The sequence below is a fragment of the Streptomyces cynarae genome (genome assembly GCF_025642135.1).
In the GTDB taxonomy this organism is placed as follows: domain Bacteria; phylum Actinomycetota; class Actinomycetes; order Streptomycetales; family Streptomycetaceae; genus Streptomyces; species Streptomyces cynarae.
Genome location: NZ_CP106793.1, coordinates 7,450,174 through 7,471,349, shown reverse-complemented (window position 1 = coordinate 7,471,349; position 21,176 = coordinate 7,450,174). Strand labels below are relative to the sequence as shown.

Annotated in this window: 16 protein-coding genes; 11 read left to right on the top strand and 5 right to left on the bottom strand. The window is 71.0% G+C overall.

The genetic code is table 11. The features are described from left to right. Positions 1-111: 111 nt before the first annotated feature. Together N8I84_RS33695 and N8I84_RS33690 are read left to right on the top strand one after the other, a co-directional pair. Positions 112-537 (top strand): MarR family winged helix-turn-helix transcriptional regulator, encoded by a 426-nt coding sequence (locus N8I84_RS33695; RefSeq protein WP_263234966.1) that lies wholly within the window; start codon positions 112-114, stop codon positions 535-537. A gap of 10 nt (positions 538-547) precedes the next feature. Continuing rightward, the gene (locus tag N8I84_RS33690) at positions 548-1,324 is read left to right on the top strand and encodes an IclR family transcriptional regulator (RefSeq protein WP_263233244.1); all 777 of its coding nucleotides are present in this window, start codon (positions 548-550) and stop codon (positions 1,322-1,324) included. 16 nt (positions 1,325-1,340) lie between these two features. Here the strand turns inward: N8I84_RS33690 and N8I84_RS33685 are convergent, their stop codons facing one another. Together N8I84_RS33685 and N8I84_RS33680 are read right to left on the bottom strand one after the other, a co-directional pair. Beyond that, the gene (locus N8I84_RS33685) at positions 1,341-5,537 is read right to left on the bottom strand and encodes a S1 family peptidase (RefSeq protein WP_263233242.1); all 4,197 of its coding nucleotides are present in this window, start codon (positions 5,535-5,537) and stop codon (positions 1,341-1,343) included. Continuing rightward, complete coding sequence (locus tag N8I84_RS33680) at positions 5,534-5,875, bottom strand: CU044_2847 family protein (RefSeq protein WP_263233241.1); 342 nt, start codon at positions 5,873-5,875, stop codon at positions 5,534-5,536. The genes N8I84_RS33685 and N8I84_RS33680 overlap by 4 nt, the downstream gene beginning before the upstream one ends. A 325-nt stretch (positions 5,876-6,200) precedes the next feature. On the opposite strand from N8I84_RS33680, the gene N8I84_RS33675 reads away from it, so the two are divergent. Next, positions 6,201-7,604, top strand: coding sequence for a glycoside hydrolase family 16 protein (locus N8I84_RS33675; RefSeq protein ID WP_263233239.1), 1,404 nt, complete (start codon positions 6,201-6,203; stop codon positions 7,602-7,604). Between the two features lie 66 nt (positions 7,605-7,670). Here N8I84_RS33675 and N8I84_RS33670 read toward each other — a convergent pair whose 3' ends face one another. Then, positions 7,671-8,558, bottom strand: a complete 888-nt coding sequence (locus tag N8I84_RS33670; RefSeq protein ID WP_263233238.1) for a helix-turn-helix domain-containing protein — start codon at positions 8,556-8,558, stop codon at positions 7,671-7,673. 145 nt (positions 8,559-8,703) lie between these two features. Between N8I84_RS33670 and tkt the strand changes: the two genes are divergently transcribed. The 7 genes from tkt to N8I84_RS33635 are packed head-to-tail and all read left to right on the top strand — an operon-like array spanning position 8,704 to position 17,641. After that, positions 8,704-10,779: a transketolase gene (tkt, locus tag N8I84_RS33665; protein WP_263233237.1), complete on the top strand. Its 2,076-nt coding sequence runs from the start codon at positions 8,704-8,706 to the stop codon at positions 10,777-10,779. A 19-nt stretch (positions 10,780-10,798) separates the two neighbouring features. Continuing rightward, positions 10,799-11,944 (top strand): transaldolase, encoded by a 1,146-nt coding sequence (gene tal, locus N8I84_RS33660; RefSeq protein WP_263233236.1) that lies wholly within the window; start codon positions 10,799-10,801, stop codon positions 11,942-11,944. Next, a complete protein-coding gene (zwf, locus tag N8I84_RS33655) occupies positions 11,941-13,554 on the top strand; it encodes a glucose-6-phosphate dehydrogenase (RefSeq protein ID WP_263233235.1) in 1,614 nt (537 codons plus the stop codon). The genes tal and zwf overlap by 4 nt, the downstream gene beginning before the upstream one ends. Next, a complete protein-coding gene (gene opcA, locus N8I84_RS33650; protein WP_263233233.1) occupies positions 13,551-14,489 on the top strand; it encodes a glucose-6-phosphate dehydrogenase assembly protein OpcA in 939 nt (312 codons plus the stop codon). Before zwf ends, opcA begins: the two co-directional genes overlap by 4 nt. Continuing rightward, positions 14,482-16,140: a glucose-6-phosphate isomerase gene (pgi, locus tag N8I84_RS33645; protein ID WP_263233231.1), complete on the top strand. Its 1,659-nt coding sequence runs from the start codon at positions 14,482-14,484 to the stop codon at positions 16,138-16,140. The genes opcA and pgi overlap by 8 nt, the downstream gene beginning before the upstream one ends. A gap of 1 nt (position 16,141) precedes the next feature. After that, positions 16,142-17,023 carry a phosphogluconate dehydrogenase (NAD(+)-dependent, decarboxylating) gene (gene gnd, locus N8I84_RS33640; protein ID WP_263233230.1) on the top strand — a complete coding sequence of 294 codons (882 nt, stop codon included), beginning with the start codon at positions 16,142-16,144 and terminating at the stop codon, positions 17,021-17,023. A gap of 6 nt (positions 17,024-17,029) precedes the next feature. Then, entirely contained in the window at positions 17,030-17,641 is a 612-nt protein-coding gene (locus N8I84_RS33635; RefSeq protein ID WP_263233228.1) for a histidine phosphatase family protein, read from the top strand. A gap of 13 nt (positions 17,642-17,654) precedes the next feature. Here N8I84_RS33635 and N8I84_RS33630 read toward each other — a convergent pair whose 3' ends face one another. After that, entirely contained in the window at positions 17,655-19,445 is a 1,791-nt protein-coding gene (locus N8I84_RS33630; protein WP_263233227.1) for a bifunctional sugar phosphate isomerase/epimerase/4-hydroxyphenylpyruvate dioxygenase family protein, read from the bottom strand. A gap of 13 nt (positions 19,446-19,458) precedes the next feature. Continuing rightward, positions 19,459-20,334, bottom strand: a complete 876-nt coding sequence (locus N8I84_RS33625; protein ID WP_263233226.1) for a shikimate dehydrogenase — start codon at positions 20,332-20,334, stop codon at positions 19,459-19,461. Between the two features lie 174 nt (positions 20,335-20,508). Here N8I84_RS33625 and N8I84_RS33620 point away from each other — a divergent pair, with 174 nt between their 5' ends. Continuing rightward, the gene (locus N8I84_RS33620) at positions 20,509-21,174 is read left to right on the top strand and encodes a TetR/AcrR family transcriptional regulator (RefSeq protein ID WP_263233224.1); all 666 of its coding nucleotides are present in this window, start codon (positions 20,509-20,511) and stop codon (positions 21,172-21,174) included. Positions 21,175-21,176 lie beyond the last annotated feature (2 nt).

Genomic DNA, 21,176 nt, shown 5'->3' with positions numbered 1-21,176 from the left:
GGCAGCAGTCCGTACCGCCTCCCTCCGGAGGCCCGGCCCAGGGAGCCCGCCATCACCGGCCAGCAGCACGCCCCGACCTCCGCCGACCCCATCGACGCCCGGGAGCCGTGGATGCGCGGGCTGCACGCGGACACCGGCTATCTGCTGTACCGGCTCGGGCTGCGCTCGGGTCAGCTGTTCAACTCCTTCCTCCAGGAGTCCGGCCTGCGGTTGCGCCACTACGCCCTGCTGCGCTTCCTCGCCACCTCCGAGGGCGCCCTCCAGCGGGAGCTGAGCACCTCCCTCGGCTACGACCCGAGCGCGATCGTCGGCCTGGTCGACGACCTGGAGAAACTGGGGTTCGCCGAGCGCCGCCCCTCCCCGGACGACCGGCGCAGCCGTATCGTCGTGCTGACCGAGACCGGCCGGGCCTTCCTGCGCGACACCGACGAGGCCGGACTGCGGGTCACGGGCGAACTGCTCGGGCCGCTCGACGCCGCCGAGCGGGAGGTCCTGCACGCGCTGCTGCTCAGAGTCGCCGAGACCGGGCTCGGGTGACCCGATACCGATGACCGCCGACGCCCTGCCCCCGCAGACGGTGCGCTCCGCGCCGGACCGGCTGCTCGCCGTGCTCGCGGCCTTCGACCACGCACATCCGGCGCTCTGCCTCACGGACATCAGCCGCCGGGCCGGGCTCACCCTCACCACCACGCACCGGCTGGTGGGGGCGCTGACCGAATGGGGCGCGCTGGAGCGGGACGCGGACGGTGTCTACCACGTGGGCCTGAGGCTGTGGGAGGTCGCGGCGCTCGCCCCGCGAGGGCTCGCGCTGCGGCAGGTGGCGCTGCCGTACCTGGAGGACCTGTACGAGGCGACGCACGAGAACGTGCAGCTGGCGGTGCGCGACGGCGCTGAGGTCGTGTACATCGAGTGGCTCTCCGGGCGCTCCGCCGTCGGCGTGCACATCCGGGTGGGCGCCCGCTGGCCGCTGCACGCCACCGGGGTGGGGCTGGCGCTGCTGGCCCACAGCGAGCAGGCGTTCCAGGACCAGTACTGCGAGGGACCGCTGGCCGCGTTCACCCCGTACACCCTCACGGATCCGGTGCGGCTGCGCCGGGAACTGGCCGAGGTGCGGCGCTCGGGAGCGGCAGTGAGCAGCCGTCAGGTCACGGACGACGCCCTGTCGGTGGCGGCCCCGGTACGCGGCCGCGACGGCAGGGTCACCGCCGCGGTGTCGGTCGTGGTTCCCCACGCGACGGCCCAGGTACCGGCCCTCGTCCCGGCGGTGCGGCTCGCCGCGCGGGGTATCTCACGAGCGCTGGGGTGGCAGCCGGAGGCGCGGTGAGACCTGGGGCGCGGCTTCAGGCCTTGGGGCAGGACCCTGATGCGTCGGCACCCTTGGGCAGGAGCTGACGTTCGCCGGTGGTCAGCGGACGGTGGAAGGCCCGGCACAGCCCTCGGTACCAGACGTCGGGGTCGAGCGGGAGCGTCAGGGCGCCCCAGGTGGTCGCACCCACGACGGTGTCGCCTCGCAGGCTCCACTGGGCGTACGCCTGCTCCACGGGGAGGCTCGCGATCTCGAGTGTGCTTCCCTGCTGCCACACCTCGAGGTTCCGGAAATCGGTGGAGAGGAGATGTCCGTCCGGGGTGAAGCCGATCAGGTGGCTGGTGGCGCCTGCGGAGATCGCGGGTGACTGCAGACGGAACTCGGGCACGCTGCGGAACTCGATCCGCGCGGCGTCCATGGTCTTGACGTTGCTGAGCGTGGCGAGGGCGTTCCCAGACGGGTCGAAGACCTCCGTCTCCGAGGTGCTGATCGCGTCGGGGTTGGCCTGGAACTCCCCGACCGGCCGGCGTTCTCCGAGATCCCACAGGCTCATCTCTCCGTCGCGGCCCCGGACCAGGACCTGCTGCGGGTGCCCTGGCCGCGGCCACAGCGACTCGCCGTTGTCCGCGAACCATTGCTGCGTCGTGTCGTGCGTGTGCAGCGGAAGCGGTGCGCCGATGGCCCGTCCGGTGGAGGCGTTCCAGCGTGCGAGGACGCCCGCGTAGAGGGTGATGACACTGCCGTCACCGGCGGCGGCTACGGCCCCGCCGGCGTCCTCGCGCACCTTCGCGGGGCCCGGCAATGGTAGTAGATGCTCCAGCGACAGACCGGGCAGGGAGTAGACGGCGAGCCGGTTCCCGATCCGGGCGACCAGATGGCGGCCGTCGGAGGTGACGGCGTTCTGGCGCACGTCCATGAACGTGGGCAGGAGTTGCTGACGTGCCGCCGTCCCGGCCTGGTACCTCCGGCCGGTACGGGTGTCGAGGACCGCGAGTGCCTCGTCGCCCGCGTTGAAGTTCTCCAGGATGCGGAACCGTCCGTCCGGCGTGAACAACGGGAGAGGCCCGTTTCCCGGCGTGGGCAGGTCCGGGTTGGCGCCCGGCCGCGGCAGCGTGAAGCGCAGCACCGTTCCGCCCCTGACGCCGAGCACGGTCAACTGCCCGTCGTTCCGGGGCAGTACGACGTAGTCGGCGTCCTTGGCACCATCGGTGACCGGGACGGGGCCGTGGGACACTCCGCCCGTCCGGAGGTCGATCGCCACCACCGACTTCACCCCGTCGTCCCCGGTCGGCATCACGGCGTAACGGCCGGTGGCGTCCAGGGGCGCACCTCCACAGTTGATCCCGCCGACCTCGTACCGCGGTGCCCGCCCGGTCAGCGGCCGCACCCGGAAGGAGTCGTCAGGGCAGTCGACGACCGCCTGGGCGTCGAGCCCGATGGCGTCCAGGCCTTCGACCGGGACCTTGCCGAGTTGGGCACCGGTGCGCAGGTCGAACCGCTCGTAGCTCCCCGTCTCCTTGAGGGCGACGGTCCCGGAGGGCTGGGAGAAGCGCGCGGTGTAGAAGGCGCGGCCCGCGGGCAGCAGCGTGGTGGACACGAGCGCCCGGCGCTCCAGGTCCCAGACACCGAGCCGTTCCCTGGCGTTGTCACCGTCGGTCGCGAACAGGGCCAGCACCCGGGAGCCGTCGGAGGAGAAGTCGATGTCCCGGGTGTTCTCGGCCGCGTTCCACGAAGCGGGCACGGGCAGCCGCACGGGACGATCCGGGTGCGCGACGTCCCACACCGACAGCCCCTCCCTGTCGTCGAGCACACCGACCTTCCGGCCGTCACGGCTGAGCCGCACGATCGGCTCATGGGCGGTGACCGACCTGATGCGGCGCAAGGGGTGCACGGCCACCCGGCCGGTGAGGTTCGTGAGGACCTGAACCGCCCCCACCTGGTCGACCACCGCGGCGGCCCGGCCGTCGGGTGTGGCCGTCAGCAACTGCACGTGGTCGGTGCCGGGGAGATCCAGGGCGTACTCGGTGTTGCGCAGTTGCGAGTACATCGTCAGCAAGGCGCCGTACGCCTCCGGCTGACTGGAGTCGGTGCGCCAGGCCGTCAGGGCCAGCAGAGCCGCGGTGCTCGGGCTGTCGGCGGCCCTGCGCACCGCGTCCGGGCCGAGCAGACGCGCCGCCTGGGCGCGCAACTGCTGGTTCAGGGCCTGGGAACGCTGATAGAACAGCCCGGCCATGGTCGCGGCCAGCAGCGCGAGCACGGTGATCACCGCGGTGATCACCCGCCACCGCCGCACCTCCCAGCTCTGACGGGCCTGGGACGCCTGGATGTACGCGTGTTCCTCGGCCGTGATCTCCTGTGGCCGCTGCTCCCGCCACCGGACGGCCTCCGCCAGCGGGGCTCCCCGTAACAGTGCTCCTCTGCTTCCGCCGTCGAGCTGCCGCCACTGGCGCAGGCTCTGTCTGAGCCGCTCCTGCCAGTCCCGGAAGTCACGGTCCGCCGCCAGCCAGGACAGCAGCCGGTCCCAGTGGTGGATCAGCGCCTCGTGGGCGACGTCGATCATCTCGGCCCCGTCCACCGCCTGGGTGGAGACCAGCAGTTTGCGGTCCGTCAGCAGGCTCGCCACCCGCCTCTGGTCCTCGGGAAGGGAGTCGACGCGCACGGTGCGCCGGACGAAACCGCCGTCGTCCTCCGGCCGGGCGAGCTGGACGAGCAGGCGTCTGGCGGCGTCCCGTTCCGCGTCCCGCAGGTGGCGGTGGTACACCTCCTCGGCGTATCCGGCGACCGCACCCGAGACGCCGCCCATGGCGTCGTAGGCCTCATGGGTGAGCGTCCCGCCGCGGCGCCGGTTCCACAGCCGGGTCAGCGTGAACTCCACCAGTGGAAGCCGTCCGGGGCCGTCGCCCGCGTCGTCGAGGATCCGCTCGACCAGGCCCGCCTCGTGAGCGACGCCGGGAGCGGCGGCGAGTGGCCCGGTGATCGCCGCCCGCAGCTGGTCCCGGTCCATGGGAGCCAGCAACATGATGCCTTCCTGGAGCCCGCTCTGGTTGTCGTGGGTCAGCAGTCGGTCGAGGGAGCCGGAGCGCACCGTGAGCAGTGCCCGCACCGGCCGGGAACGCGGACCACCCTCGGCCAGTGCGGTGACGAGCCTGAGCAGTTCCCGGCCGGCGACCGGATCGACGGTGACGATTTCCTCGAACTGGTCGACGAACAGCAGGACACCATCGGGGTGACGGCGTGCCAGGCGTGCGGCCACCTCGGCGGTGTCCCCGGCGGACAGCCTCTGGGCCAGCTCGGCGCTGCTCAGTTCGCCGTCCAGCAGCGGCTGCACCGCGCCGGCCAGCGTCTCCTCGGGGCCGAGCCCCGGAGTGGGCCGGAAGTCCGCCGTCACCTGTCCGGCCCGTCTCAGCCCGGGCAGCAGTCCGGCCCGGACGAGTGAGGACTTGCCGCTGCCCGACGGCCCGGACAGCACGACGACCGGCTGCCGGGTGACCAGCTCCTCCAGGTGCAGGGCGTCCTTCTCACGGCCGCAGAAGACCGGTTCGTCCTCCTCCGTGAACGGTCGCAGACCGCGGTAGGGAGAGGAGGGCTGCGCGTGCTCCGCGAGCTCCGGCCAGGCCCGCAGGATCGACGAGGCGGGGTGCAGATAGGCCGTGCCGACGGTGCTTCCCTGCCCGGCGGCGACCGCCATACCGACGACTCCGCCGAGGTCGACGTCCCACACCGGCGTACCGCTGAACCCCGGCTCCACCTGTGGTCCGGCCTCGCCCTGCATCTGCAGCCAGCCGGCTCCCTGCACGGCTCTCAGCCGGCCCCCGACCCACACCCCGTGGTCGCTGCCGGAGGGGAAACCGAAAAGGCGGACGCTGTGGTCCCACAGCTCGTCAGCCTCCACCAGCCACGGTGTCACCGTGCCGCAGGGCACATCCCCCTCGATGCGCAACAGCGCCATGTCCCCGGTCTCGTCGGGGAGTACGGGGTGCCAGCCCGCCACGGTGGCCCGGACGACCCGCGGACCGTCGCCCGTGCCCTTCGCCGCCGCCAGCGGGAAGTCGAGTCCGACGCGACCGGGCGGCGGGGCGGGGTCCCGCGCGTCCGTGCCCAGCGCACGCGCCACGACATGGGCGCAGGTGCAGAGCAGGCCCGGGGCCACGAGAAAGGCGGCGCCGACGATGCCGCCCCGGCCGTGCACCCGGGCGACGGCATCGGCGAGTACGGACTCCCCGGCGGTCACCGTTCGGCGGGGCGTTCGGCCGTGCGGTTCCACTCCACCGTCACGGTGAAGTTCGCCTCGGTCGCCGTTCGCGCGACCACCACGCCCGCGTCGGCGGAGAACTTGATCCCGAACTCCAGACTGATTTTGTCCGGCGGCGCGACGCCCGCGCGCAGCTGACTGACCACCGCCTGCATGGCCGGCCGTATGGGGGCGAGCACCTCCTGCAGGCTCCTGCCGGCCGCAAGGGCGGCGTCCTGCGCCCGGCCGGCCCGGGCCCAGCCGTTCTCGTCCCGCTGTTCGACCTCGACGTTCAGCTGCTCCCCGCCGTCGAGCGGAATGGTCAGGACGTTCGGCATCGTTCCCCCAACTCCGGTGGCGCCTGGCTCGATTGAGGATAGTAGTCAGCCCCGGGGTCCGAGGGACCGACGGGACCGGTTACCCCCGGACCGTCCTCCCTTCGTCCATCCCGTCATCCATCCCTCCATCCCTTTCTTCCTCCCTCCCTTCACGCCCTGAACTCCGTTCCATCCGAGGGACTTTCTCTGCTTCACCTCTTGACGACCGGAGTGACGGAGAGCACATTGAGCGCGCAACCATCGCTTGAGAGCGCTCTCAAAGAGCCGCGAGCGCTCTCCGGCAGGCACCCGCGCATCGACTCCCCGTACCCGAGAGGCACCCCCCATGAGCGATTCCCCGGGCATACCCCGCAGACGGCGCAGTGTGAGGCGGGCGTTCGTCGCCGCCCTCGGCACGACGGCGCTGGCCGTGGCCGCCGCCACGTTCGCCACGCCGTCCGCCAACGCCTCCGCTCCCGCTCCCCCGTCGGGCTGGAGCCAGGTCTTCCTCGACGACTTCAACGGCGCGGCCGGCTCCGGCGTCAACACGTCCAACTGGCAGTACGACACCGGGACGTCGTATCCGGGCGGTCCCGCCAACTGGGGCACCGGCGAGGTCGAGACGATGACGTCCAGCACCGGCAACGTCTCACTGGACGGCAACGGCAACCTGCTCATCACCCCGCGCCGCGACGCCTCCGGCCACTGGACCTCGGGCCGCATCGAGACCACCCGCACCGACTTCCAGCCGCCGGCCGGCGGCAAGCTGCGCGTCGAGGCCCGGCTGCAGATGCCGAACGTGACCGGCACCGCCGCCGAGGGTTACTGGCCCGCCTTCTGGATGCTGGGCGCGCCCTACCGGGGGAACTACCAGAACTGGCCCGGTGTCGGCGAGCTGGACATCATGGAGAACGTCCAGGGCCTGAACAAGACGTGGGCCACGATGCACTGCGGCACCAACCCGGGCGGCCCGTGCAACGAGACCAGCGGCATCGGCAACTCCACCGCCTGCCCGAACACGACGTGCCAGTCCGGCTTCCACACCTACACCATGGAGTGGGACCGCTCGGCGAGCCCGGAAGCGATCCGCTTCTACGTGGACGGCGTCAACTACCACACGGTCACCGCGAACCAGGTCGACGCGACGACCTGGACCAACGCCACGAACCACGGGTTCTTCGTCATCCTGAACGTGGCGATGGGCGGCGCCTTCCCGGACGCGCTCGGCGGCGGCCTGGACAACGACACGCAGCCCGGGCACCCGATGGTGGTCGACTATGTGCAGGTCCTCCAGTCCTCGGGTGGTGGGAGCGGTACCACGCCTCCGCCGCCGGGCAACCGGGACGCCTACAGCGCGATCCAGGCCGAGTCGTACGACAGCCAGTCCGGCGTGGCCACCGAGACGACCTCGGACACGGGCGGAGGCCAGGACATCGGCTCGCTGGCGAACGGCGACTGGGCCCTGTACAAGGGCGTCGACTTCGGCTCCACGGCAGCGAAGCAGTTCTACGGCCGGGTCGCGAGCGGCGCGGCGAGCGGGGTGAGCGGACTGGTCGAGGTGCGCCTCGACAGCCGGAGCAACGCACCGATCGGCAGTTTCGCGGTGGCCAACACGGGCGGATGGCAGAGCTGGAGGACGGTACCTGCCAACATCGCTTCCGTGACCGGCACGCATGACGTCTATCTGACCTTCACCAGCGGCCAGCCGGGCGACTTCGTGAACGTGAACTGGTTCGACTTCGGGCACTGACCACGTCCCTCCCCCATGGGAAAGGGGCCCCACGCGCGCGTGGGGCCCCTTTCCCGCGCACGGAACTCAGCGCAGCTCCGCCCGGAACGCCGCCGGTGTCGTGTCCGTGTGCTGATGGAAGAACTTGGAGAAGTTCGCCGCGTCGGGAAAGCCGACGGCGGCGCCGACGCGGCCTATCGGCAGGTCCGTGTGCGCCAGCAGGCGTTTGGCCTCGAGGATCACGCGCTTGTCGATGAAGCCCTTGGGGGTCTGACCGGTGGCGGCGCGGACGGCGCGGACCAGGGTGCGGCGGGAGTAGCCGAGGGCGTCGGCGTAGGCACTGACGCTGTGGTTGGTGGCGAAGTCCTTCTCGACCGCGTCGCGGAAACGGGTGAAGGTGGTGTCGATCTGGCCGCGGGCCGCCTCGGCGGAGCTGGTCGCGAGGTGCGCGAGACGTACCAGGAACGCGGTCAACGAGTGCCGCAGCACCTCGGTGTGCAGACCGAGCGGCAGCGTGGTGGTGTCCTCGTACTCGCGCCGGAGCTGGGCGAGGGCCGCCCGGAGCGCGGCGAGCTGGGCCGGGTCGGGGTGCAGCAGGGGCGGCAAATCGTAGCGGTACAGGCCCGTGGCCTCCACCGTGGCACGGGGCAGGAAGCCGGGTTGCATGGTGAGCACGGTGCCGCGGTACTCGCTCGCCCGGGAGAAGCGGTGGACCTGCCCGGGGCGGATCCACAGAAGGTCGCCGTCGGTCATCTCGTACTCGGCGAAATCCACCATGTGTGTCACGGGGCCGCCAGTGAAGAGCATCAGGACATGGAAATCGATGCGGTGGACACGGTCCAGCGGCGCGTCCTCGTGCCAGGTGCGCCCGGGCTCCATGGGGCCCACCTGCATACCGACGCCGCAGACGCTTCGGTCGACCGGGAACGCGTATGTCCTGATCCCGTCGTCGTCTTGCATGGTTCTGTCCGCCATGTCCTTCTTATGCCGCCTCGGTACCGCTGTCGATGTCCCACTTTCACCGAAGGCTGACACAGGCGCACCTTCCCCGGCAAAAGTCAGACTTTTAGTTTTGAACGCGTTCCACCAGCGATTCCGCATCCAGTGAGGACTCTTGAAGATGAGTGCGCAGAGCACCGACGGATTCGAATGGACCGAGCTCGACCGGCGTGCCGTCGACACCGCCCGCGTCCTGGCGGCCGACGCCGTGCAGAAGGTCGGCAACGGCCACCCGGGCACCGCGATGAGCCTGGCCCCGGCCGCGTACACGATCTTTCACAAGGTGATGCGCCATGATCCGGCGGATCCGGAGTGGACGGGCCGTGACCGCTTCGTGCTCTCTCCCGGCCACACCTCGCTGACCCTCTACACGCAGCTCTTCCTGGCCGGCTACGAACTGGAGCTGGACGACCTCAAGGCGTTCCGGACCCACGGTTCGAAGACGCCCGGTCACCCGGAGTACGGGCACACGGCCGGTGTCGAGACCACCACGGGCCCGCTCGGCCAGGGTGCCGCAAACGCGGTGGGCATGGCGATGGCCGCCCGCTACGAGCGCGGTCTGTTCGACCCGGAGGCCCCCGCGGGCGAGTCCCCCTTCGACCACACGATCTGGGCCATCGTCTCCGACGGCGACCTGGAGGAGGGCGTCTCCGCCGAGGCCTCCTCGATGGCCGGCCACCAGAAGCTCGGCAACCTCGTCTTCCTGTACGACGACAACCACATCTCCATCGAGGGCGACACCGCGACGGCCTTCTCCGAGGACGTCCTGAAGCGTTACGAGGCCTACGGCTGGCACACCCAGCGCATCGAGCCCGCCGAGAACGGCGACATCGACGTCCACGCGCTGTACGCGGCGCTGAAGGCGGCACAGGCCGAGACCGAGCGCCCCTCGATCATCGCGATGCGCACGATCATCGCCTGGCCGGCTCCGAACGCGCAGAACACCGAGGCCGCCCACGGCTCGGCGCTCGGCGCGGACGAGGTCGCCGCCACCAAGCGCGTCCTCGGCTTCGACCCGGAGAAGTCCTTCGAGGTGGCCCCCGAGGTCCTCGCCCACACCCGTCAGGCCCTGGACCGGGGTGCCGAGGCGCACGCCGCCTGGGACAAGCGGATCGCCGAGTGGCGCGGCGCCCAGCCCGAGCGCGCGAAGCTGTACGACCGTGTAGTGGCCGGGCAGCTCCCCGACGGCTGGGAGCAGACGCTTCCGGAGTTCGAGGAGGGCGCGTCCGTCGCCACGCGTGCCGCCTCCGGCAAGGTGCTCCAGGCCCTCGGTGCGGTCATCCCCGAGCTGTGGGGCGGCTCCGCCGACCTCGCCGGGTCGAACAACACGACCATCGACAAGACCTCGTCCTTCCTGCCGAAGGGCAACCCGCTGCCGGAGGCGAGCCCGTACGGCCGCACCGTCCACTTCGGCATCCGCGAGTTCTCCATGGCCGCGGAGATGAACGGCATCGCCCTGCACGGCAACACCCGTATCTACGGCGGCACGTTCCTCGTGTTCTCGGACTACATGCGCAACGCGGTCCGCATGTCCGCCCTGATGCAGCTGCCGGTGACGTACGTGTGGACGCACGACTCCGTCGGTCTCGGTGAGGACGGCCCCACCCACCAGCCGGTCGAGCACCTCGCATCCCTGCGCGCGATCCCGGGCCTGAACGTCGTCCGCCCGGCCGACGCCAACGAGACCGCCGTCGCCTGGGCCGAGATCCTCAAGCGGCATTCCACCAACCCCGCCCCGCACGGGCTCGCGCTCACCCGCCAGGGCGTGCCGACGTACGCCCCGAACCCCGAGGCGGCCAAGGGCGGTTACGTCCTGAAGGAGTCCTCCACCGGGACGCCGGACGTCATCCTGATCGCCACCGGTTCCGAGGTGCATCTCGCCGTGGCCGCCCGGGAGCAGCTGGAGGCCGAGGGCGTGGGCACCCGGGTGGTGTCGATGCCGTCCGTGGAGTGGTTCGAGGAGCAGCCCGCGGAGTACCGCGAGCGTGTCCTCCCGCCGTCCGTGAAGGCCCGGGTGGCCGTCGAGGCCGGTATCGGCCTGACCTGGTACCGGTACGTCGGCGACGCAGGGCGCATCGTGTCCCTGGAGCACTTCGGCGCCTCCGCCGACGCCAAGACCCTCTTCGCCGAGTTCGGCTTCACCCCCGAGAACGTGGCCGCCGCCGCCCGGGAATCCCTTGCCGCCCTCCGCGGTTGATCCGATCGCCAGAAGGAAGATGATCACAGTGACCGAAGCAACCGCAGCAGCGGAGCCCCTGAAGCGCCTGTCCGAGGCGGGCGTGTCGATCTGGCTGGACGACCTGTCCCGCAAGCGGATCGCGTCCGGCAACCTCGCCGAACTCATCGAGACCCGGCACGTGGTGGGCGTCACCACCAACCCGTCCATCTTCCAGGCCGCCATCGGCTCCGGAGAGGGCTACGAGGAGCAGCTGGCCGACCTGGCCGTGCGCGGGGTGACGGTCGAGGAGGCCGTCCGCATGATGACCACCGCCGACGTCCGGGCCGCCGCCGACATCCTGCGGCCCGTGTACGACGCCACGGACGGCCGGGACGGCCGGGTCTCCATCGAGGTCGACCCGCGCCTCGCCCACAACACGGCGGCGACCATCGCCGAGGCCAAGCAGCTCGCCTGGCTCGTCGACCGCCCCAACGTGATGATCAAGATTCCGGCGACCGAGGCGGGCCTGCCGGCCATCACCGAGGTCATCGGCCAGGGCATCAGCGTCAACGTGACGCTGATCTTCTCCCTGGAGCGCTACCGCGAGGTCATGGACGCCTACCTCGGCGGCCTGGAGAAGGCCCGGGCGGCCGGCCTCGACCTGTCGGCCATCCACTCCGTCGCCTCCTTCTTCGTCTCCCGCGTCGACACCGAGATCGACAAGCGCCTGACGAAGCTCGGCACCGACGAGGCCCTGGCTCTCAAGGGCCGGGCCGCGCTCGCGAACGCACGGCTCGCGTACGAGGCTTATGAGAAGACGTTCGCCTCCGAGCGGTGGAGCGCGCTGGAGAGCGGGGGCGCAAACAGGCAGCGCCCGCTGTGGGCCTCCACCGGCGTGAAGGACCCGGCGTACAAGGACACCCTGTACGTCGACGAACTGGTCGCGCCGGGCACGGTCAACACCATGCCGGAGGCCACCCTGAAGGCCACCGCCGACCACGGCGACATCCAGGGCGACACCGTGACCGGCGGCTACGAGCAGGCCCGCGCCGACCTCGCGGCCGTGGAGCGGCTCGGGATCTCCTACGACGAGGTCGTGAAGCAGCTCGAGGACGAGGGCGTCGCGAAGTTCGAGACGGCCTGGCAGGACCTGCTGGACGCCGTGACGAAGTCCCTGAACAGCAAGGGAGTTGACGCGGAATGAGCGACGAGACCATGGCACAGGGCGTGGCTCCGGCCGAGAGCACGCTGGTGCTCGAAGCCGCCCTCACCCCTCCGGACAGCGGTTCGTCCGCCTGGGACAACCCGCTCCGCGACCCCCGGGACCGCCGTCTGCCCCGTATCGCGGGCCCTTCCGGACTGGTCATCTTCGGTGTCACCGGCGACCTGTCCCGCAAGAAGCTGATGCCGGCGGTCTACGACCTGGCCAACCGCGGTCTGCTGCCGCCGGGCTTCTCGCTCGTCGGGTTCGCCCGGCGTGACTGGGCCGACCAGGACTTCGCGCAGGTGGTGCACGACGCGGTGCGCGAGCACGCCCGTACGCCCTTCCGCGAGGAGGTCTGGCAGCAGCTCGCCGAGGGCATGCGGTTCATCCCGGGCGACTTCGACGACGACACCGCGTTCAAGCAGCTGAAGTCCGCCGTCGACGAGTTGGACGCCTCCCGGGGCACCAGCGGCAACTACGCGTTCTACCTGTCGGTGCCGCCGAAGTTCTTCCCGAAGGTCGTCCAGCAGCTGAAGAAGCACGGCCTCGCCGACGCCCCCGAGGGTTCCTGGCGGCGCGCGGTCATCGAGAAGCCGTTCGGCCACGACCTGGCGAGCGCCCGCGAGCTGAACCGGATCGTGCACGGGGTGTTCGAGCCGGACCAGGTGTTCCGCATCGACCACTACCTGGGCAAGGAGACGGTCCAGAACATTCTGGCGCTGCGCTTCGCGAACCAGATGTACGAGCCGATCTGGAACCGGTCCTTCGTGGACCATGTGCAGATCACCATGGCCGAGGACATCGGCATCGGCGGCCGCGCCGGCTACTACGACGGCATCGGCGCCGCCCGCGACGTGATCCAGAACCACCTGCTCCAGCTGATGGCCCTGACGGCCATGGAGGAGCCCATCGCCTTCGACGCCGGGTCGCTGGTCACCGAGAAGATGAAGGTCCTGAAGTCGGTGAAGCTGCCGGAGGACCTCGGGGCGCACACCGTGCGCGGCCAGTACGCGGCCGCGTGGCAGGGCGGCGAGAAGGTGCACGGCTATCTCCAGGAGGAGGGCATCGACCCCGCGTCCACCACGGACACCTACGCGGCGATCAAGCTGGAGGTCGACAACCGCCGCTGGGCGGGCGTGCCTTTCTACCTCAGGACGGGCAAGCGGCTGGGCCGCCGGGTGACCGAGATCGCGGTCGTCTTCCAGCGGGCCCCGCACTCCCCCTTCGACACCACGGCCACCGAGGAACTGGGCCAGAACGCGATCGTCATCCGGGTGCAGCCCGATGAGGGGATGACCGTTCGCTTCGGTTCCAAGGTGCCGGGTACGTCGATGGAGATCCGGGACGTCTCGATGGACTTCGCCTACGGCGAGTCGTTCACCGAGTCCAGCCCGGAGGCGTACGAACGGCTGATCCTGGACGTACTGCTCGGCGACGCCAACCTGTTCCCCCGTACGGAGGAAGTGGAGGAGTCCTGGAGGATCCTCGACCCGATCGAGGAGTACTGGGCGACGCACGGCAAGCCCGCGCAGTACGCCTCGGGCAGCTGGGGTCCCGGGGAAGCCGACGAGATGCTCGCACGAGACGGACGGAGCTGGCGCAGGCCATGAAGATCGACCTGACCGACACCACGGCAAGCAAGATCAACAAGGCGCTGGTGCAGGGCCGCCGCGCCCTCGGCACCCCCGCCGTGGGCATGGTACTGACCATGGTCATCGTGACCGACGAGGAGAACGCCTACGACTCGATGAAGGCGGCCGAGGACGCCTCGCACGAGCACCCCTCGCGGACCCTGGTGGTCATCAAGCGTCAGGCCCGCACCCCGCGCGACCGCACCCGGTCGCACCTGGACGCCGAGGTCCGGGTGGGCGCCGACGCCGGCACCGGCGAGACGGTCGTGCTGCGGCTGTACGGCGAGGTGTCCGACCACGCCGACTCGGTGGTCCTGCCGCTCCTGCTGCCCGACGCGCCCGTCGTCGTCTGGTGGCCGGTGGACGCGCCGGACAACCCCGCCAAGGACCCGCTGGGCGCCCTCGCCCAGCGCCGCATCACCGACCTGTACGCCGTCGAGGACCCGCAGCGCGTGCTGCAGGCCCGGGTCGCCTCCTACGCGCCGGGCGACACCGACCTCGCCTGGACCCGGCTGACGCCGTGGCGGTCGATGCTGGCCGCCGCGCTCGACCAGGCCCGCACGAAGATCATCTCCGCGGCCGTGGAGGCCGAGGCGGAGAACCCGGCCGCCGAGCTGCTGGCCCGCTGGCTGGAGGCCCGCCTGAAGGTGTCCGTGGACCGGGTCGTCACCGCGGGACCGGTCGTCACGGCCGTCCGGCTGGGCACCGACAAGGGCGAGATCGTCATCGACCGCCCCGAGGGCCCGCTGGCCACGCTCACCCTCCCGGGTCAGCCCTCGCGCACCCTGGCGCTGAAGGTGCGCGCGACCTCCGAACTGATCGCCGAGGAGCTGCGCCGCCTCGACGCGGACGAGATGTACGCCATCGCCCTGCGCGGCGGCGACGGTGCCGAGGAGGGTGCCGCTCATGTCTGACAGCCCGAGGCTCACCCGGCGGCCCGAGTGGGCCGAACTGGAGGACCACCGTGCCCAGTGGCACGCGCACCTGCGGGACCTGTTCGACCAGGACCCCGGGCGTGCGGAACGCTACGTCGTGCGCGTCGGTGATCTGCGCATCGACTACTCCAAGCACCTGATCACCGACGAGACCCTGGCGCTGCTCCAGGAACTGGCCACCGCCACCGACGTGTTCGGGCTGCGCGACGCCATGTTCCGCGGCGAGAAGATCAACACCACGGAGCGCCGGGCCGTGCTGCACACCGCGCTGCGCGCTCCGCGTGACGCGGTGATCGAGGTCGACGGCGAGAACGTGGTGCCCAAGGTGCACGCGGTGCTCGACAAGATGACCGACTTCGCCGACCGGGTCCGCTCCGGCGAGTGGACAGGTCACACCGGCAAGCGCATCAAGAACGTCGTCAACATCGGCATCGGCGGTTCCGATCTGGGCCCCGCGATGGCGTACGAGGCGCTGCGCGCCTACACCGCGCGGGAGATGACGTTCCGGTTCGTGTCGAACGTGGACGGTGCCGACCTGCACGAGGCTGTGCGGGACCTGGACCCGGCGGAGACGCTGTTCATCGTCGCGTCGAAGACGTTCACCACGATCGAGACGATCACGAACGCGACCTCGGCCCGGTCCTGGCTGCTCGCGGCGTTCGAGGACGACGAAAAGGCGGTCGCCAAGCACTTCGTCGCCCTGTCGACGAACGCCGGGAAGGTCACCGAGTTCGGTATCGACCCTGACAACATGTTCGAGTTCTGGGACTGGGTCGGCGGCCGCTACTCGTACGACTCGGCCATCGGACTGTCGCTGATGATCGCGATCGGTCCCGAGCGGTTCCGGGAGATGCTGGACGGTTTCCGCATCGTCGACGAGCACTTCCGCAACGCGCCGGCTGAGGCCAACGCACCGCTGCTGCTCGGTCTGCTGGGCGTCTGGTACGGCAACTTCTTCGACGCCCAGTCGCACGCGGTGCTGCCGTACTCGCACTACCTGTCCAAGTTCACCGCCTATCTCCAGCAGCTGGACATGGAGTCCAACGGCAAGTCGGTGGACCGCGACGGGCACCCGGTGCAGTGGCAGACCGGCCCCGTGGTGTGGGGCACCCCGGGCACCAACGGGCAGCACGCCTACTACCAGCTCATCCACCAGGGCACCAAGCTGATCCCGGCCGACCTCATCGGCTTCGCGAACCCGGTCGCCGAGCTGAGCGACGAGCTCAAGGCTCAGCACGACCTGCTGATGGCCAACCTGTTCGCGCAGGGCCAGGCGCTCGCCTTCGGCAAGACGGAGGAGGAGGTGCGCGCGGAGGGCGTGCCCGAGGAGCAGGTGCCGCACCGCACCTTCAAGGGCAACCACCCCACCACCACGATCCTGGCCACCGAGCCGACCCCGTCGGTCCTCGGCCAGCTCATCGCCCTCTACGAGCACAAGGTGTTCGTGCAGGGCGCGATCTGGAACATCGACTCCTTCGACCAGTGGGGTGTCGAACTCGGCAAGGTGCTCGCCAAGCGCGTCGAGCCCGCCCTCACCCGGGGCGCCGACGTCCCCGGCCTCGACCCGTCCACCGCCGCCCTCGTGGCCGCCTACCGCACGCTCAAGAACGCTCAGGAAGAAGTGAACTGACATGCAGCTCGGACTCATCGGTCTCGGCAAGATGGGCGGCAACATGCGCGAGCGGATCCGCCGCGCCGGCCACACCGTCGTCGGCTACGACCGCAACCCCGAGGTCTCCGACGTCAAGAGCCTGGGCGAGCTCGTCGAGAAGCTCGAGGCCCCGCGCGTGATCTGGGTGATGGTCCCGGCCGGCGCCGCCACCCAGTCCGTCATCGACGAACTCGCCGCCCTGCTCTCCCCCGGCGACATCGTGGTGGACGGCGGCAACTCCCGCTGGACGGACGACGAGAAGCACGCCACCGAACTCGGCATCAAGGGCATCGGCTTCATCGACGCGGGCGTCTCCGGCGGTGTGTGGGGCCTGGAGAACGGCTACGCGCTGATGGTCGGGGGCGACAAGGAGCACGTCGACCGGCTCCAGCCGATCTTCGACGCGCTCAAGCCGGAGGGGCCGTACGGCTACGTCCACGCGGGCAGGGTCGGCGCCGGCCACTTCTCGAAGATGGTCCACAACGGCATCGAGTACGCCATGATGCAGGCCTACGCCGAGGGCTGGGAGCTGCTGGAGAAGATCAAGTCCGTGGACAACGTCCGCGAGGTCTTCCGCTCCTGGCAGGAGGGCACCGTCATCCGCTCCTGGCTGCTCGACCTCGCGGTCAACGCCCTGGACGAGGACGAGCACCTGGACAAGCTGCGCGGCTACGCCGAGGACTCCGGCGAGGGCCGCTGGACCGTCGAGGCCGCCATCGACAACGCCGTCCCGCTCCCGGCGATCACGGCGTCCCTGTTCGCCCGGTTCGCCTCGCGGCAGGACGACTCCCCCCAGATGAAGATGATCGCGGCGCTGCGCAACCAGTTCGGCGGCCACGCGGTCGAGTCCGCGAAGGAGTAACGAGCCGTGGGCGACCTCCTGCTGGTCCGCCACGGCGAAACCGAGTGGAGCGTCTCGGGGCAGCACACCAGCTTCACCGACCTCCCGCTCACCCAGCGGGGCGAGGAACAGGCCAAGTCCCTCGCCCCGCTGCTCGCCGGACGCACCTTCGCGCGCATCCTCACCAGCCCCCTCGGCCGCGCGATACGCACGGCCGAACTCGCCGGACTCTCCGGCGCCGTCCCCGACCCGGACCTGCACGAATGGGACTACGGCGGCTACGAGGGCATCACCACCGTCGAGATCCACCGCACCCGCCCCGACTGGTACCTGTGGACCGACGGCGTCCCCCAGGGCCCGCCCGGTCACCCCGGTGAGTCGCCGGACGAGGTCGGGGCACGTGCGGACCGGGTACTGGCCCGCATCGCGCCCGACCTCGCCGAGGGCGACGTGATCCTCGTGGCCCACGCCCACTTCCTGCGCGTCCTCACCGCGCGGCACCTCGGCCTCTCGGCGGCCGAGGGGCGGCTGTTCCAACTCGCCACGGGCACGCTCAGCCGGCTCTCCACCGAGCACGGCCGGCCCGTGATCGCGGAGTGGAACACGACCGGGGCGTCCGCGACCCCAGGTCCGTTCTAGTCAGCACGGTCTCTCAACGCACCGGCCGGCTCGCGTGCTGCGCCGCCAGCCGAACCGGTGCGTTCCTGGCGCCGTACCCCCGGTAGCCGCCGTCCCGTTGGACCAGTTCGAAGAAGACGCGGCCTACGGTGTGCGTGTAGCAGTGCAGGAAGGCGCCGTCCGCGTCGCGGTCGTAGAGGATGCCGAGGTCGCGGTACGTCTCCAGCTCGCCGTCGGTCAAGTCGTACTGGGCCGCCAGGTCGTCGTAGTAGTTGGCGGGCACCTCGAGGAGCCGGCCGCCCGCCTGGCGGAAGCGGCGGGCCGCCGTGACCACGTCTTCGGTGGCGAGCGCGATGTGCTGGGCTCGGGCGCCGTCGTCGTTCGGGGCGGGCCCGATGCTCAGGGCGATGCGCACGCTGCCGTCGGCGTTGGTGACCGCGCGGCTGCGGTGCAGTCCGTAGGGGTCGGCGACGTCGACGCTTTCCTGGGCGGCCAGCCCGAGCACGCTGCGGTGGAAGAGGGCCGCCTCGTCGAACTGGTGCCAGGGCTGGGTGAGGGCGAGATGGTCGACGCGGTCGATGCCGGAGGCCGGGGCCTCGTGCGGGACGTCCTCGAAGTCCTCACGCCAGTCGGGGAGTCGGGATCGTCCGGCGGCGCAGAAGAACAGCTCCGTGCCGTCGGGCGCGGACACCGCCTCCAGCGGCGCGTCCTGCGGGGCGCGGCGGCGTGGCAGGACCGGGGCGAGCAGTGCTTCGGCGCGCCGGGCGGCTCCTTCCGGGTCCGGGGACTCCAGGCCGATGGCGGCGAGGGCGGTGCCGTCACGGCGTGCGGCCGGGCCGGTGTTGACGAGGACGCGGGCGGCGCCCTGCTCCCACAGGTCGACGGGTTTCGTCCGGTGCCGGGCCGTGCGGGCGAACCCTAGCGCGCCGAGGACCGCGGAGACCGGGTCGACGTCCGGGGTGACGAGTTCCGCGAAGGCGACACCGGTCGGCACCACGGGCGGGGGCGGGGCCGCGAGTCCGGTCGCCTCCTGGAGGACGAGCAGCGAACGGCGGGCGTCCACGGCGGTGGGGGCGGCCTCGGCCTGGCGGAAGACGTCGTTGAAGACCTCCAGGGACAGCGGGCCGGTGTAGCCGGCGCGCACCACATGGGTGAGGAGCCCGGCGAGGTCGAAGCCCCCCTGGCCGGGGAAGCAGCGGTAGTGGCGGCTCCACTGCAGGACGTCCATCGCCATCAGCGGGGCGTCCGCCAGTTGCAGGAAGAAGATCTTCTCGCCGGGGATGTCCTCGATGCCCTTCGGGTCACTGCCCCGGGCGAGGATGTGGAAGCTGTCCAGGCAGACGCCGAGCGCCGGGTGGTCCGCGGCCTCGACGACGCGCCACGCGTGGTCGTATGTGCTCACGTGCCGGCCCCAGGCCAGTGCCTCGTAGGCGACTCGGATCCCGAACTCCTGGGCGAGATCGGCGAGTCGGCGCAGATGCCAGGCGGCGAGAGCGTCGTCGTCCTCGGCGTGCGGACAGACGCTGGAGCAGACCAGGACCGTGTCCGCGCCGAGCCGGTTCATGAGCTGGAACTTGTGGCGGGCCCGGCGCAGATTGCGCTCGAACTCCTCGGCCTGCACGGCCTCGATGTCCCGCATGGGCTGGTAGAGGTCGATGCTCAGGCCGAGGTCGGCGCAGCGGGCCCGGATCTCCTCGGGGCTCAGCGGGCTGGCGAGCAGGTCGTTCTCGAAGATCTCGATCCCGTCGAACCCGGCGCGGGCCGCGGCGGTGAGCTTCTCGGTGAGGGATCCGCCGATCGAGACGGTGGCGATGGAGGTACGCACCAGGGGTCCTTCCCTACTGACGGGCGGCCGTGGCCCCGGCCAGTTCGGTGATGTCCGTGAGCATGCGCGTGCTGTCCGGTTCCCGCCCGGTGAACAGGCGGAACGCGTCGGCCGCCTGGAAGACGGCCATGCCGCCGCCGTCGAGCGTGGCGCAGCCGAGCGCGCGGGCGGTGCGCAGCAGTTCGGTCTCCAGCGGGCGGTAGACCACCTCGGCGACCCACAGCCCGGGGTGGAGCAGCCGGGCCGGGAGCGGCAGCCCGGGGTGGGCGGCCATGCCGGTGGGCGTCGCGTGCACGAGGCCGTCGGCGCCCGTCAGGGCCACCGGCAGCGCGTCGAGGCCGGCTCCGGCCGCGCGCTCGGCGCCGAAGTGCCGGCCCAGGGAGGCGGCGAGGTCGGCGGCGCGCTCGGGCAGGGCGTCGACGACGGTGACGTGACCGGCGCCGAGCGTCAGCAGGGCGTGCGCGACGGCCGCGCCCGCGCCGCCCGCGCCGAGCTGCACCACGCGGTCCAGTGAGGCGTCGCGCAGCCCTCGGGCGAAGGACGCGGCGAAGCCGGTGATGTCCGTGTTGTGGCCGACGGCCCGACCGTCCTCGAAGACGACGGTGTTCACGGCGCCGAGTGCCTCGGCCTGCGGGGCGAGCGCGTCGAGGTTCGGGATGACCAGCTGCTTGCACGGATGGGTGATGTTGAGCCCGTCGAAGCCCAGGTCTCGGGCGGCCCCGACGAGCTCGCCCACGGCTGCCGGACCGGCTCCGAGACGGTCGAGGTCGATCAGTCGGTACAGGTAGCGCAGGCCCTGCCGGTCGGCCTCCCTCTCGTGCAGGGCGGGGCTGAGCGAGGGACCGATGCCCGAACCGATGAGACCGACGAGATACGAGTCCTTGGGCACCGGCGTCCTCCTGGCAGTAATGTACGAACTAGTACGTTAGTCATAGCAGCCGCCACCGGGCCGGCGGAAGCCCTGCGGGGAACGGAGGGCGACCGGAACGGAGGGCGACCGGGCTTCTACAATCGCGGGCACGCGAACGAGTCAGACTGCCCTTCCCTCGCCCCAAGGAACTCCATGACCAGCGTCGACGAACCGGCACGACCGAACGGCCGCATCCGCGACGCCGCCCGCACGAGGGCCGAGATCCTCGACGTGGCCACCCAGGAGTTCGCCCGCGCCGGGTACGACGGGGCGCGCGTCGACGAGATCGCCGCCCGCACCCGTACCACCAAGCGGATGATCTACTACTACTTCGGCGGCAAGGAGCAGCTGTTCACGGCCGTCCTGGAGCGGGCCTACGGGGTGATCCGCCAGGCCGAGCAGGAGCTGGACGTCGAGCACCTGGACCCGGTCGCGGCCATCCGCCGGCTCGCCGAGGTCACCTTCGACCACCACGAGCAGCACCCCGACTTCATCCGCCTGGTCAGCATCGAGAACATCCACGGCGCCGAGCACATCGCCGCCTCCGAGGAGTTGGGGACGATCGGCTCGCCGGCCCTGGAGGTGACCGGCCGCATCCTCGCGGCGGGCCGGAAGTCCGGGCTGTTCACGGCCGACGTCGACGCCGTCGACCTGCACGCCCTGATCAGCTCGTTCTGCTTCTTCCGGGTCGCCAACCGGCACACCTTCGGCGCCCTGTTCGGCCGGGACCTGGTCGCCGCCGACCAGCGCGAACACTACCGCCGGATGCTCGGGGACATGGTGATCGCGTATCTGACGGCGGACCGCACGGAGGACTGACC

Excerpts from the sequence above, each read along its gene's own strand:
- N8I84_RS33695 (WP_263234966.1), top strand. The coding sequence starts at position 112 with ATGCGCGGGCTGCACGCGGACACCGGCTATCTGCTGTACCGGCTCGGG.
- N8I84_RS33690 (WP_263233244.1), top strand. The coding sequence starts at position 548 with ATGACCGCCGACGCCCTGCCCCCGCAGACGGTGCGCTCCGCGCCGGAC.
- N8I84_RS33680 (WP_263233241.1), bottom strand. The coding sequence starts at position 5,875 with ATGCCGAACGTCCTGACCATTCCGCTCGACGGCGGGGAGCAGCTGAAC.
- N8I84_RS33675 (WP_263233239.1), top strand. The coding sequence starts at position 6,201 with ATGAGCGATTCCCCGGGCATACCCCGCAGACGGCGCAGTGTGAGGCGG.
- N8I84_RS33670 (WP_263233238.1), bottom strand. The coding sequence starts at position 8,558 with ATGGCGGACAGAACCATGCAAGACGACGACGGGATCAGGACATACGCG.
- tkt (WP_263233237.1), top strand. The coding sequence starts at position 8,704 with ATGAGTGCGCAGAGCACCGACGGATTCGAATGGACCGAGCTCGACCGG.
- tal (WP_263233236.1), top strand. The coding sequence starts at position 10,799 with ATGATCACAGTGACCGAAGCAACCGCAGCAGCGGAGCCCCTGAAGCGC.
- zwf (WP_263233235.1), top strand. The coding sequence starts at position 11,941 with ATGAGCGACGAGACCATGGCACAGGGCGTGGCTCCGGCCGAGAGCACG.
- opcA (WP_263233233.1), top strand. The coding sequence starts at position 13,551 with ATGAAGATCGACCTGACCGACACCACGGCAAGCAAGATCAACAAGGCG.
- pgi (WP_263233231.1), top strand. The coding sequence starts at position 14,482 with ATGTCTGACAGCCCGAGGCTCACCCGGCGGCCCGAGTGGGCCGAACTG.
- gnd (WP_263233230.1), top strand. The coding sequence starts at position 16,142 with ATGCAGCTCGGACTCATCGGTCTCGGCAAGATGGGCGGCAACATGCGC.
- N8I84_RS33620 (WP_263233224.1), top strand. The coding sequence starts at position 20,509 with ATGACCAGCGTCGACGAACCGGCACGACCGAACGGCCGCATCCGCGAC.